13 protein-coding genes are annotated in these 12,929 nt (G+C 61.3%); 8 read left to right on the top strand and 5 right to left on the bottom strand.

What is annotated here, in order from left to right:
• Window positions 1-244: 244 nt before the first annotated feature.
• Window positions 245-1,567, bottom strand: coding sequence for a sigma-54-dependent Fis family transcriptional regulator (locus CXQ81_RS14520; protein ID WP_101337596.1), 1,323 nt, complete (start codon window positions 1,565-1,567; stop codon window positions 245-247).
• Window positions 1,568-1,807: 240 nt separating this feature from the next.
• Here CXQ81_RS14520 and CXQ81_RS14515 point away from each other — a divergent pair, with 240 nt between their 5' ends.
• The 6 genes from CXQ81_RS14515 to CXQ81_RS14490 all read left to right on the top strand — a co-directional run bounded on the left by CXQ81_RS14515 (window position 1,808) and on the right by CXQ81_RS14490 (window position 7,796).
• A complete protein-coding gene (locus CXQ81_RS14515) occupies window positions 1,808-2,692 on the top strand; it encodes an MBL fold metallo-hydrolase (RefSeq protein WP_085531406.1) in 885 nt (294 codons plus the stop codon).
• Window positions 2,693-2,726: 34 nt separating this feature from the next.
• Window positions 2,727-4,004 carry an FAD/NAD(P)-binding oxidoreductase gene (locus tag CXQ81_RS14510; RefSeq protein ID WP_101337595.1) on the top strand — a complete coding sequence of 426 codons (1,278 nt, stop codon included), beginning with the start codon at window positions 2,727-2,729 and terminating at the stop codon, window positions 4,002-4,004.
• A complete protein-coding gene (locus tag CXQ81_RS14505; RefSeq protein WP_101337594.1) occupies window positions 4,001-4,825 on the top strand; it encodes a sulfite exporter TauE/SafE family protein in 825 nt (274 codons plus the stop codon). Before CXQ81_RS14510 ends, CXQ81_RS14505 begins: the two co-directional genes overlap by 4 nt.
• A 206-nt stretch (window positions 4,826-5,031) precedes the next feature.
• Window positions 5,032-6,609, top strand: coding sequence for a DUF2235 domain-containing protein (locus CXQ81_RS14500; RefSeq protein WP_101337593.1), 1,578 nt, complete (start codon window positions 5,032-5,034; stop codon window positions 6,607-6,609).
• A complete protein-coding gene (locus tag CXQ81_RS14495; RefSeq protein WP_101337592.1) occupies window positions 6,609-7,268 on the top strand; it encodes a DUF2931 family protein in 660 nt (219 codons plus the stop codon). The genes CXQ81_RS14500 and CXQ81_RS14495 overlap by 1 nt, the downstream gene beginning before the upstream one ends.
• Window positions 7,269-7,334: 66 nt before the next feature.
• Window positions 7,335-7,796 carry a GNAT family N-acetyltransferase gene (locus CXQ81_RS14490; RefSeq protein WP_101337591.1) on the top strand — a complete coding sequence of 154 codons (462 nt, stop codon included), beginning with the start codon at window positions 7,335-7,337 and terminating at the stop codon, window positions 7,794-7,796.
• A gap of 108 nt (window positions 7,797-7,904) precedes the next feature.
• On the opposite strand, the gene CXQ81_RS14485 is transcribed toward CXQ81_RS14490, so the two are convergent.
• Window positions 7,905-8,591, bottom strand: a complete 687-nt coding sequence (locus CXQ81_RS14485; RefSeq protein ID WP_101337590.1) for a hypothetical protein — start codon at window positions 8,589-8,591, stop codon at window positions 7,905-7,907.
• Window positions 8,591-9,565, bottom strand: coding sequence for a hypothetical protein (locus tag CXQ81_RS14480; protein WP_101337589.1), 975 nt, complete (start codon window positions 9,563-9,565; stop codon window positions 8,591-8,593). The genes CXQ81_RS14485 and CXQ81_RS14480 overlap by 1 nt, the downstream gene beginning before the upstream one ends.
• A 562-nt stretch (window positions 9,566-10,127) precedes the next feature.
• Here CXQ81_RS14480 and CXQ81_RS14475 point away from each other — a divergent pair.
• Complete coding sequence (locus tag CXQ81_RS14475; protein ID WP_101337588.1) at window positions 10,128-10,406, top strand: fructose-bisphosphate aldolase; 279 nt, start codon at window positions 10,128-10,130, stop codon at window positions 10,404-10,406.
• A gap of 92 nt (window positions 10,407-10,498) precedes the next feature.
• Here the strand turns inward: CXQ81_RS14475 and CXQ81_RS31755 are convergent, their stop codons facing one another.
• The gene (locus CXQ81_RS31755) at window positions 10,499-11,059 is read right to left on the bottom strand and encodes an HNH endonuclease (protein WP_371860888.1); all 561 of its coding nucleotides are present in this window, start codon (window positions 11,057-11,059) and stop codon (window positions 10,499-10,501) included.
• A 415-nt stretch (window positions 11,060-11,474) separates the two neighbouring features.
• On the opposite strand from CXQ81_RS31755, the gene CXQ81_RS14465 reads away from it, so the two are divergent.
• Window positions 11,475-12,545 carry a DNA cytosine methyltransferase gene (locus CXQ81_RS14465; protein WP_101337586.1) on the top strand — a complete coding sequence of 357 codons (1,071 nt, stop codon included), beginning with the start codon at window positions 11,475-11,477 and terminating at the stop codon, window positions 12,543-12,545.
• Here CXQ81_RS14465 and CXQ81_RS14460 read toward each other — a convergent pair.
• On the bottom strand, window positions 12,496-12,912 hold the full coding sequence (locus CXQ81_RS14460) for a very short patch repair endonuclease (protein ID WP_101337585.1): 417 nt from the start codon (window positions 12,910-12,912) through the stop codon (window positions 12,496-12,498). The genes CXQ81_RS14465 and CXQ81_RS14460 overlap by 50 nt on opposite strands.
• Window positions 12,913-12,929 lie beyond the last annotated feature (17 nt).

Genomic DNA, 12,929 nt, shown 5'->3' with positions numbered 1-12,929 from the left:
AAGACCGCCGCGAGCGTTCCGCTCGATCGCAGCCTTCGGCAGCGGCTACACAGGCATTGCGCGGGGCCGGAATATCGAGGGGATCACAGAATCCCTATAGCCGCTGGCGAAGCCTGCGATAGACCCGCAGGGTCTCCGGCGCCAGCAAGATCGCCGCGAGCGTGCCGCTCGATCGCAGCCTTCGGCAGCGGCTACACAGGCATTGCGCGGGAGCGGAATGTCGAGGGGGGCGATATGGCGTGGCTCAGGAAATACCCAGGGCCTTCAGGCGTCGGTACAGGGTGCGCTCGCTCAGGCCCAGGGCCTTGGCCAGTTCGCTGCGCGAGCCTTCGAACACTTCCAGGGCATGGGCCAGTTGTTCCAGGTCCTTGCCCGCGCGGCGCCGGCTCGGTGGCGTTGTGGCGGCGGCGCTGCCGGCGCGCAATTCCTCGGGCAGGTCCTCGACGCGGATCACCCCGTCGTCGCTGAACAACCGCGCCCGTTCGAGAATATTGCGCAGCTCGCGGATATTGCCCGGGTAGGCATACAGGCCCAGGCGCTCCAGGGCCTCTGGCGCGACCCGCGGCACCGCGCCCGGCGCCAGGCGTTGCAGCAGGCTGTCGATCAGCAGCGGCAGGTCGTCGCTGCGCTCGCGCAGGGCCGGCAGGCGGATCGGGAAGGCGCTGATGCGGTAGTACAGGTCCTGGCGGAAGGTGCCGGCGGCGACCATTTCCTTGAGCGGCTTGTGGGTCGCCGAGACCAGGCGAAAGTCCGAATGCACGGTGCGCAGGCTACCCACCGGGCGAAAGCTGCCGGACTCGATCAGCCGCAGCAGCTTGACCTGCATCGCCAGCGGCACTTCACCGATCTCGTCGAGAAACAGGGTGCCGCCATGAGCCGCCTCGGCCAGGCCGATCTTGCGTTGCAGGGCGCCGGTGAAGGCGCCCTTCTCGTAACCGAACAGTTCGCTCTCCAGCAGCGACTCGGTCAGGCCAGTGCAATCGACCACCACCAGCGGCCCGCCGGCACGCGGGCTGCCGTCATGCAGGGCGCGAGCGAACAGCTCCTTGCCGGTGCCGGATTCGCCCTGCAACAGCACCGGGATCTGCGACGGCGCCGCCCGCTGCAAGGCGCTCAAGGCCGCATTGAAGGCCGGTGAACGCCCCACCAGCCCCTTCTGCTGCGGTTGCACCGAGGCCACCGCCACCGAACTCAGGCGCTCGACGTAAGCCACCACCTGCCCCGTGTCGCCGAGGATCGGCCGCAACTCCACATCCACATGCTCCGGCCCGCGCGGGGTGTGATGGATATGCAGCAGGCGCTCCGGCAGGCGGGTCTCGAAGGCCTTGCGCATCGGGCAATGCTCGCCGGCCTGGTCGCACGGCACCGCGAACTGGTGGGACACCCGATAGCACTTGGCGCCGACATGGGGCTTGCCCTCGACGCCGAACTGGCGCTGGTAGGCGGTGTTGGCGGCGAGGATGTTGTAGTCGGTGTCTAACAGGATCGTCGGCTGCGCGTCATGCTCCAGATAGGACATCAGGGCTAACATTTCAGGATTGGCGAGGGCATTCGGGGACTGGGGCATGGCAACTCCTGGGCGTTGCGCGGCAGCTTAAACCATGGGCCCGGGTTCTGCCATTTCCTGCCAGAAACTGCCAATCGACTGCCACCTACAATTGACAGTGACAGCCAGAACGCCCACCCCAGGCCTTTGAATTCAATGAATGGGCGGTAAAAGCAGCGCGCGCCGGTTGGCACGCTTATTGACAGTCCAAGGGACGACTGCCCGCCTTGGCCGGCGTCACCCTATTGTTCGGAGAACCCCATGATCATCGGCGCATCGCTGTGCGTAGAAGCCTTTTTTGACAGCCAGACGTGGACCATCAGCTACCTGGTGATGGACCTCGACACCCGGCGCTGCGCGCTGATCGACAGCGTGCTGGACTACGACCCCAAGTCCGGCCGCACCCGCACCGAGTCCGCCGACAAACTGATCGCCCGGGTACGCGAACTGGACGCCCAGGTCGACTGGATCCTCGAGACCCACGTGCACGCCGATCACCTGTCCGCCGCGGCGTACCTCAAGGCGCAGCTCGGCGCCCGGGTGGCGATCGGCAACCAGATCACCGTGGTGCAGCAGGTGTTCGGCCAGCTGTTCAACGAAGGCCAGGGCTTTGCCCGCGACGGCAGCCAGTTCGACGTGTTGCTCGAAGACGACAGCCGCTTCGCCATCGGCAACCTCCAGGCCCGCGCCCTGCATACCCCCGGCCATACCCCGGCGTGCATGACCTACCTGGTACAGGTCGCTGAAGAGACCGTGGCCTTTGTCGGCGACACCCTGTTCATGCCCGACTACGGCACCGCCCGCTGCGACTTCCCCGGCGCCGACGCACGCACCCTGTACCGCTCCATCGGCAAGATCCTCGCCCTGCCAGCGCAGACCCGGCTGTTCATGTGTCACGACTACCTGCCCAACGGCCGCGAGCTGCAATACATGACCACGGTCGCCGAACAGCGCGCCCACAATATCCATATCCATGAAGGGATCGACGAAGACGCCTTTGTGCGCATGCGCGAAGCCCGCGACGCCACCCTGGAAATGCCGGTGCTGATCCTGCCGTCGGTGCAGGTCAACATGCGCAGCGGCCAGTTCCCCGAGCCCGACGACAACGGCGTGAGCTACCTGAAGATCCCGCTGAACGCCCTTTAACACCTATAACGCCACTCCACCAGGAGACGCTGCCATGCGCCCGATTTCCCCCATCCCACGAGCCGTCAACGGCAGCCACCAGGTGCTGATCGTCGGCGGCGGCGCGGCCGGCATTACCACCGCGTCCAGCCTGATCAGCCGCGAACCGCACCTGGACGTCGCCATCATCGACCCGGCCGACACCCACTATTACCAGCCCGGCTGGACCCTGGTCGGCGCCGGGGTGTTCCGCGCCGAAGACACCGCCCGCAGCATGGCCTCGCTGATCCCCAAGGGGGTGAAGTGGATTCAGGCGGCGGTGAGCAGCTTCGAGCCGGAGCACAACGCCCTGGTACTCAACGACGATCGTGTGCTGGGCTATGACCAGTTGGTCGTCTGCCCCGGCCTCAAGCTCGACTGGAACGCCATCGACGGCCTGAGCGAAACCCTGGGCAAGCACGGCGTGACCTCCAACTACCGCTACGACCTGGCGCCCTACACCTGGCAATTGGCGCAGAACCTCAAGCAGGGCCAGGCGCTGTTCAGCCAGCCGCCGATGCCGATCAAATGCGCCGGCGCGCCGCAGAAAGCCATGTACCTGTCCTGCGATCACTGGCTGCGCAACGGCCGGCTGGGGCAGATCAACACGCGTTTCTTGAATGCCGGCGGCGTGCTGTTCGGCGTGCCGGACTATGTGCCGGCGCTGATGGAGTACGTGAAGAAATACGGCATCGCCCTGGATTTCGGCCACAACCTGGTGGCGGTGGACGGCCCCGGTAAGCGGGCGACCTTCGTCCGCAACGGCGCCGATGGCCAGCAGGAGCGCATCGAGCTGCCCTTCGACATGCTGCACGTGGTGCCGCCGCAGACCGCCCCGGACTTTATCCGCAACAGCCCGCTGGCCGACGCCGCCGGCTGGATCGATGTCGACCCGCACAGCCTGCGGCACAAGCGCTACAGCAACATCCACGGCCTCGGTGACGGGACCAATACCAGCAACGCGAAAACCGCGGCGGCGGCGCGCAAGCAGGCGCCGGTGGTGGCCACCAACGTGCTGGTGAACCTCAAGCGCCTGCCGACCCGGGCCCAGTACGACGGCTACGGCTCCTGCCCACTGACCGTGGAGCGCGGCAAGATCGTCCTCGCCGAATTCACCTACGGCGGCAAGGTCGCGCCAAGCTTTCCGGCCTGGCTGCTGGACGGTCGCCAGCCGACCCGCCGCGCCTGGTGGCTGAAGGAACGCATCCTGCCGCCGCTGTACTGGCGCGGCATGCTCAAGGGCCATGAGTGGCTGGCTCGGCCCAGCCTGGTGACGGACCTGCCGGAATCATGAGTGAGTACAGCTTGCTGGGCGCCGGCCTCGGCGCGCTGATCGGGGCGATCCTGGCATTGACCGGGGCCGGCGGCGGGATTCTCGCAGTGCCGCTGCTGGTGTTCGGCCTCGGCCTGAGCATGGTCGAGGCCGCGCCCATCGGCCTGCTCGCGGTGGGCCTGGCGGCCGCCGTGGGCGCGGTGCTGGGGCTGCGCGAAGGCATCGTGCGTTACCGCGCCGCCGGCTTTGTCGCCGCCATCGGCATCCTCATGGCGCCCGTGGGCCTGTGGCTGGCCCACCGTCTGCCGAACCTGCCGCTGGCCCTGCTGTTTTCCGCGGTGCTGCTGTACGCCTGCGGGCGCATCCTGCTCAAGGCCACCCGCGAACTGCGCCACGGCCAACCGGCACCCCGCGCGGCCTTCCAGCCCTGCGTGCTCAACCCCCTGCAGGGCCGGCTGCGCTGGACCCTGCCCTGCGCCCGCGCGCTGACCGTCACCGGCATGCTCTCGGGGATGCTCTCCGGGCTGCTCGGGGTCGGCGGCGGCTTCGTGATCATCCCGGCGCTGACCCGCTACACCAACCTGGACAGCAAAAGCATCGTCGCCACCTCCCTGGCGGTGATCGCCCTGGTGTCCGCCGGCAGCGTGATCACCGCCAGCCTCAGCGGTGTGATGCACTGGGCGGTGGGCGCGCCCTTCGCCATTGGCGCAGTGCTGGGGTTGATCGCCGGCCGACAGGTCGCCCGCTATCTGGCCGGGCCGCGGTTGCAGCAGCTGTTTGCCTTGGTGGGGATGCTGGCGGCGGTGATGCTCAGCCTCGGAGCACTCGGCGCCTGGCGTTGAACCCGCAATCGCGAGCAAACGCTCTTCTGTAGGAGCGAAGCTTGCTCGCGATAGCGCCCGCCCAGGCAACAAAAACATCCCGGCAATCAATCGCTCCTACAACCAAATCAGCCACTGCGTCGACGCTTGCAGATTCCTCCTAAATCCCTGCCCCACCATTCCCGGTACGGTTTCCAGCGCCCCTTTCGCTTGAACCAGGACCTGCCATGGCCAGCAACGGACCCGGGCCGATGCCCAACCTTCTACGGCCCGCCAACCCCAACCAGCTCCCAGCGGAGCGCGCCGCCGAAACCGACCAACCCAGCTACGGTGAACAGCTCTGGGCCCAGTACGAAAAGTACGCCAAGGAACCCACGCCACCGCCTGAAAAGGTCCAGGTGGCGCTGCGCATCGGTGTGTTCTTCGACGGTACCGGTAACAACGCCAGCAACTCGGCCATGGGCCAGGTTTGCGGCGCACAGCATGCCATTGAAGCCAGGGATATCGATGGCAGCTGCAAGCCGCATATGAGGGATCCGGAGAGTAGTTATGGGAATGATGTGAGCAATGTTAAGCGGTTGAGTGATTTGTACTATTCCAGCCGAGAAAGCGAGGGTGGAGAACTGAAAAAGCGAGCGTTTCGTTCAATCTATGTTGAGGGTATCGGCACACAGACGGGTGAAAAAGACAGCCTGATCACCTCGGGTACAGGGCGTGGCGACACCGGAGTATTGGGATGTGTGCAAAGGGCCTTCCGTGAGATCAAAGAACATATCAACGATATCCATAAAGAGAACCCCGAAGGCGAGATCACTTCACTGATCTTCGATACTTTTGGCTTTAGCCGAGGCGCGGCATCGGCCCGACATTTTGCCAATGAAGTCGTGCGCTGGCTTGGCCCGTTTGAGCTGATTCTGCACAGCTATTCCGACGCCTTCAGCCCTAACTTCAACCGGCAGTACGGCCACAATGTCGACATGGGTTTTATTGGCTTGTTCGATACGGTGCCGTCAGTTGCCGGACTGAGTAATCTGGGCAATGTCCGCAGCGCGATTGCCCCAGGCCTCAAGCTTCATCTCGACCGCCGTTACTTTCGCTCAGTAGTGCAACTAGTCGCCCGCGACGAGTACCGCGCCAACTTTGCCCTGAGCCGGGTCAAGCCCGATCACGTAGAGATCACCCTGCCCGGCGCACACTCGGATATCGGCGGCGGTTATCTGAATGAGGTGCAGGAGTGTGTACTGGTCAGTCCGATGCAAGCGCTGGAGGTGCCGATCAATGCCGATGTAACCCAAACCTCGATTTATCGGGAAGCGGTACAGACGAGAAAGCGCTGGCTGTCCAAGGGTTGGCCCGCACAATGGCTGGAGATCGTCACACCGGAGCCATTGCTATTGCCGCAAGATCCACAGGACCGCCTCGGCGTACGACAAAAGCGAGTGTATGCCGGCCTGCAGCTCAAGCGCCCTATGAGCAACAGGCTATCGAGGGTGTACCTTCGTGTCATGTATGAACTGGCCAGGCAGAATGGAGTGCGCTTCAACCCCATCGACGAACAAGATGCGGACTACGCCATCCCGCAAGAGCTGCAAACCCTTTGTGACAGGTTTGTCGCTGGTGACTACAGTACGACGCCAGCCGAGGAAACCATGCTCAAGCTGCGTTATATCCATCTCTCTGCCCACTGGAACCACCCGCTGGGCAAACAGGACGGCGGCAGCCTTAAAGTCGTCTATATCAACGCCCCCACGGTGGATGCCGTGCGTGTGCAACATCCTCACGTACCTGATTGGACGCTTTGGTAATGAGAGCATTCATCGCCCTGCTGGGCACACTGCTGTTGACTGGTTGCTGGACCAGTGATCCGCTATCTGGAAAAAACGACCCCAAGGCACCTTGGTGGCAACTTGGCTTCAGCGAGCCGTTCTATATGAAAGTTTGGGTCGAAGACAGCGCAGTTGAAGATATCAACGGCAAGCTATTCCTTCGCACTGGCGGTGGCTCCGCTGCGGGTGGTGATATGGGTTACGACAAAGAGTGGGCCAGAGGATGGGGCGGGAAGGGAGTTGGAGGTAGCGGTAAGTCAGTGGTTGGCGCTGACCTGCCCAAGCGCATTTTCGTACGCTGGCAATCGGTCGTAGAGCCACAGACCTATCGAGCATGGGTGGATATCCCGGAAGAGGCCCGGAAAATAATGACCACCTCGACTAACCGACGCTGCCCAGAAACTCCGCATCAGATCGCTCGCTATATGGCATCGGTCTATTTAGGTCTCACTCCGGGTGGCATCGTGCAAGTCTGGGTCAGAGATGAATGCCGCAACACGGTCAAGGTCGCTCGTGCACAAGCTGAAATTGAACCGCTGGGACCGCACCTCGGTAAATCAAACGGGCACTATTATCCGCTACCCGAGAACTCCAAGCGCTACATAGAGAAGTACGGCATTCCCTATGGCAGTTGGTAAACAACCCCTAGCGAACAATCCCCACCAAGGCTAGTGTCCAGACCTACCCCTCAAAGGACGCCCCACATGGACTGTGAAATCCGCCCCGCCCACGCGCAGGACGCCGACGCCATCAGCCGCCTGATCATCGCCGCCCTGCAGACCAGCAACGCCCAGGACTACCCCGCCGCGGTAATCGCCCAGGTGCAGGAAAACTTCAGCCCGCACGCCGTGCGACAGCTATTGAGCAAACGCCAGGTCTGGGTGGCACAGGCGGCCGGCGAAATCGTCGGCACCGCCAGCCTCGACGGCCATGTGGTGCGCTCGGTCTTCGTCGCCCCCGCACGGCAAGGCCAGGGCATCGGCCGCCAACTGATGGCCGAGCTGGAACGCCAGGCCCTGAGCGCCGGCATCAGCCAGCTGACCGTGCCCGCCTCGATCACCGCCGAAGGCTTCTACGCCAACCTGGGCTTTCACACCCTGCGCGAGCAACACCACGGCGAAGAACGCACCCTGATCATGCAACGCGAGCTGACACCACCCCCGTAGCCGCTGCCGAGCCCGCGAGGCTGCGCCCGACTGCGCAGCAGTCGCCAAACCTGCAAGCACAGCCTGTCTGACTAAACACCAAGATCAATCGACAAAACCAAAACCAGCTCAAGGCAAAGCCTCAAACCGCCCACTCCCCGCATTCCACTGAAACCCCGGCAACCTGCAGTCGCTCAAACTGAGCCGCAGGCTCTCCCCCTCGGCCTGCACCTGCAACATATCCACCCCTTGATACAGACAACCCGGCGCCGCCAGCGTCAGGGTCTGCAGCGGTTTGCCGCTGGCCTTGTCCACCACCTCGATCGCCGTTATCCGCTGGTCATTGCCCTGCATCGGCACCTGGAAATACCAGCGTTTGCTGGATGCACTCTGCAACAGCGTGGTGTTCGGCTGCGGCCACGAACGGTCCGAGTCCACCAGCGCCACCAGCTTCAGGCTGATGGGCAAGGTCTTGCCGGTGCGATAGCTGGTCCAACTGCCGCGCACCTGCTCGCTCTGGCGGCTGACCATCAGGTCGTTGAACTGCAAGCGCGCCACCGGCAACCCCTGCTCGTCCAGCTCGTCCATGGCCAGCACCTTGTTGCTGAAGCTGAAGGTCGGCTTGAGGCGGATCGGCGTGCGATAGCGCTGGTAGGCATAGGTCCCCTGGTACAGCGCATTCTGGCTGCCCAGCGTCAGCACAATGGCCTGCTTGCCCAAGGTGCCCTGATACACCCCGTGGGCCGCTTGCGCCGGCACTAGCCACAACACCAGCAACACCGCCGCCAACCCACGAAAAACATTAACCCGCCGCATCAGAAACGCCCCTCGAGAGACTGAATGAATTCCAGCCGGTCAGGGCTGATCACGCGGTAATAGTCCCTACGCTGGGTGCCCGCACTGAAGTTGATAAAGTCCTGCTTGCTGAACTCCATCTGCCCGCCGGCAAAGCGCACCGTGCCCTCGGCGGCCAACTGCTCCAGCTGCGGATGGCGCAGATACGCCTGGGTCGGTGGGTGGTACAGGTAATACTGGGTCGGCGCGCACAGCGCACTGCCGTACGGGCCGTTCAAGCTGTAGCCCTGCACCTGGAAATCAAGGGTGGAATCGGCATCGAAATGCTCGAAGGTCAGGGTGCGGGTCCCGGTCGGAGCCAGGCACCACTGCCCGCCCACCTCCTGCACCACCTCGCCGGTGGCCCGGCTCAGCACCCGGATAGTGTCCACCCGCCCCGTGTCCTCCCCGGCATTGCGCACGGCATGCACACTGAAATAGAACTGCTGGTCGGCCGCCGGCTGCAACAACTCACCGTCAAAGGCCTCGCGCTGACTCCCGCCAAAACGCATCACCCGCTGCAACCGCAACGGCTGCTGTACGCCCGTACGCAAATCGACCAAGGCCCCCTGCAACGCCTCGGCCCCCTCGGCAAAAGGCTGCAACGACACAGCCGCCGCCGGCAACGTCGGGTTATCCATGATATTGATCAACAGCCCCCTGTCCGGCCAAAACGGCGTGAGCTCCAAAGGCATCGGCAAACGCTCGGCCCCGCTAAACCAATAGCCGGACATCCCGCCGCCATATTGCGAGTCATACACCAGCGCCAGCTCCACCGGCGTATCGCCGAGCGTGCCGCGATAAGTGGTGACCGGGTTGGCGCTGGCCGTCGGCACACTCAGCGCCAAACCCACCAACAGCGCCGGCGCCCACCGGGATAGAAAATACCCCAGGCGAGACACTCCACCCCACGTCCATGCCCCTACTCGCCTCCCGCCACCAACGGACTGGGTCATGCCTGCGCTCCTTGCTATGGGTAAAAGGCGTGCAGGATAGCAAAGTTGTTTGGAGGAGCAGAGGGTTACGCCCTGTAGCCGCTGCCGAGCCCGCGAGGCTGCGATGGGGCGCGCAGCGCCCCCAAACCGGCACCCCCCGATTATCCAGATACACCTCAACGACTGAATGGCACCACGGCCTGGACTTGCGGTAACCGCTACGGCGTTTTACAACCATCCCCTTTGCAGCAGGATCAACGACTCAGCCTTGCCCTACCCGCAATCAAGACCTTTCCTACAGCCCTGCCGTTGTTCCGAATCCGCCCCACACCTATAGTTTTCAGGTCTGCTGATTCCGGTCAGCGACAGGGTTTCGCAGCCCAACAGAAAGAATCAAACAACACAGTCAATGACAACTCAGGCAAACTCCGCCTGCGTTTCGTTTATGGCGGCTGTGCGTGGGAGACCTCCGGGTCTGCCGGGTTTGTTTCTTTCCTCGGTCTGCGAACCCGCGTACAGCTGCCACCCAGTTGATTCGCAGCAACAGGTGGCGATTTTTCATTTTTTTGGAAGAAACGACGCCATGAATACTCAAGATCGATCCGAACGTTTTATCCCTCTGACTCCAATTGCCAGCGAGGGGCCGGTGCTGTTTATTGACAGCCATGCGCCGTTGGTGGATTTGCATGCGTGTGCTAGTGAGCGCCTGCTCACTACGCTCAATTATCTGAATCTGATGACCTGTACTACGTTACGAGATTCTAACGACAAGGACATTGGTACCGTGACCAATCTAGCCAGGTTGCTGCTGCAGGATGTGCACGATATGTTGGTGATTATTGAGACAAGGTCCTCTGTGTGACTTAGGACCTAAAAAGGCCGGTCACAAGCCGGCCTTTTTAGGTCTACTGAACCTATGGCGGATCCGGTGAAACTCATCACTCGACTTTATCCTTAGAGATTCGCTCGTATCAAAGCAGAGAGCATATTAGGTGGCGATACCCTCCAAATCTCACGAGCAAGACTCAACCTACTGAACTCCCCGAGCCGAACAAACGTATATATGTGTTCGCAACACTGCAGGCGCGTAAAAAAAAGCAGCATGTGATCGTCAATGTAGTAAAACTCGTTGTGATCAAGCCCTTGCATATCTGCAGACTTTATTAGGCAATCAAGGTAGAAAAAAACATCGTCCAGATTATCACCACCCTCAGCATCCACCGGCATATTTATATCTGGTCGCCCATTGAATATAGAGTGCTGTAATTCATGACACTCGTGACAAAGCGTTATGCCATTGCCCGGCTGAAACCTGCCGGCCGGATACAACGACTTACGAAATATGTGGTGTGCCTGGATACGGTTCGTCGAATAGCAAACAACGCACTGATTACCATCTCTAGCCTTGATGAAGCGGCTCCATAGTCTGAGACACCAGTTATCCGATCGACCTCGTCTCTTAGCGAGTACTAGCCCTATCTGCTTATCAACGAGATCCAATCGATTCGAATCCATAGAACATGTTCCCTATGAAATAACTAAGAAAGATGAGTGTTTGATCCAGGACAAGCTCACAACCATTCCTCTCAAGCGAGACGTATTAGTGGTCGCCAACTTCAGGACCATCAAAAGCTAAATCTTTGAGACCAATGCTTCGACTGACGATAATCAACCCAGCCTCATCTGGTTCAAAAGCACAACTGCGCCCTCGCCGGGGTCAAGAAGTAAGGCATATAGCAAAAATTGACCCACCTGCTAGTGATCTCGAATTCGTCCGGGCAAATGACTCAGCAGATAGCAGCATCCTTGAGAGGTATCATAACGAAACTCCCCTTACCTCTCCGTCCGTAGTAACGCTGATAGCTATACCAAATATCGTGCACGATATTTACGCCGATTCCAGCTAGAATACGGTTCGCTAGGAGGACCTATCCCAATGATTGATGCAGTTGACCTTTTCTGTGGTGCTGGTGGCCTTACCGCAGGCATGCGCAACACCGGCATCACCGTGCATGCTGGATATGACATCGAAGGGCAATGCGCGTACGCCTACCAAGAGAACAACCAGGCCATCTTCGTCACCAAAGACGTTAAGGATGTGACAGCCGAAGAGCTGCTGGCCTGGTATCGCCCAGACCGATACAGACTACTGGCCGGTTGCGCCCCCTGTCAGCCGTTTTCGACCTACAACCAAGGCAAAGACACCCGCAGCGATCGCAAGTGGCCGCTGCTCTATCACTTCAGCCGGCTCATCGAAGAAACCGAACCTCATCTGGTAACCATGGAAAACGTCCCTGACGTCACTAAGCATGAGGTTTACCACGACTTCGTACAGAGCCTGAGGGATCAAAACTACGAGATATGGGATGACCGTGTAGCCTGCGTCGACTACGGTCTGCCGCAACAGCGCCGCCGACATGTACTGCTCGCCTCCAGGCTAGGAATGCCCATAAGCATCATCCCCCCCACGCATCTGAACGCTCCAGTCACTGTCGAAGACGTAATCGGCACACTCCCTAGCCTAGCGGCCGGAGAATGTGACCCGAACGACCCACTTCACCGGGCAGCGACACTCACCCCAATCAACATGCGGCGCATCATTCATTCCAAGCCAGGCGGAACCTGGAAAGATTGGCCACCAGAGCTGGTCGCCAAATGCCATCGCAAGGAGAGTGGTAAGACGTACCCGAGCGTCTACGGACGCATGCGTGCAGATCGCCCCAGCCCGACGATGACTACCCTCTGCTATGGCTTCGGGAACGGTCGCTTCGGCCATCCCAAACAGGCCCGTGCTCTATCACTGCGCGAAGCCGCGATCCTGCAGTCATTCCCTAGGAACTATGTGTTCATGGAGCCAGAGCGGATCACCTTCAAAGCGGTCGGTCGCATGATCGGCAACGCCGTTCCGGTGCGACTGGGAGAAGTGATCGGAGAAAGCCTAGTGCAGCACGTCAGGGCCTACGAGGCGACTCGCCAAGCGGAAGATCGAATTCAAGCCTGAGGCGCGTCTCCAGCGTCTCTCTGCTCTTCGTTTCACACCCCCAGATCACCTGCACACGCCAGCCCAACTCTCGCAGTTGGGCTTCTTTTTTTGCATCCCGCTCGACATTGGCCTTGAACTTCGGAAGCCAATACTCCTGTCTGCTCTTCGGCGTGCTCGCGTAGCGGCAGCCAGGATGTCGATGCCAGAAACACCCATGCACGAAAACCACCGTCCGAAATCGCGGCAGGACTATGTCCGGTGAACCCGGGAGATCTCGGCGATGCAGACGGAACCTGAGCCCCAAAGCATGCAACGCTTGGCGAACGACGATCTCCGGCCCAGTATGGGCACGCTTGACCGCACGCATGATATCGCTACGCGACATTACCCCTCCCCCGACGT

The organism is Pseudomonas sp. 09C 129 (genome assembly GCF_002843625.1).
Classification (GTDB): domain Bacteria; phylum Pseudomonadota; class Gammaproteobacteria; order Pseudomonadales; family Pseudomonadaceae; genus Aquipseudomonas; species Aquipseudomonas chlororaphis.
The sequence above is the reverse complement of the archived record's forward strand: the minus strand, read 5'-3'. Positions and strand labels throughout refer to the sequence as shown.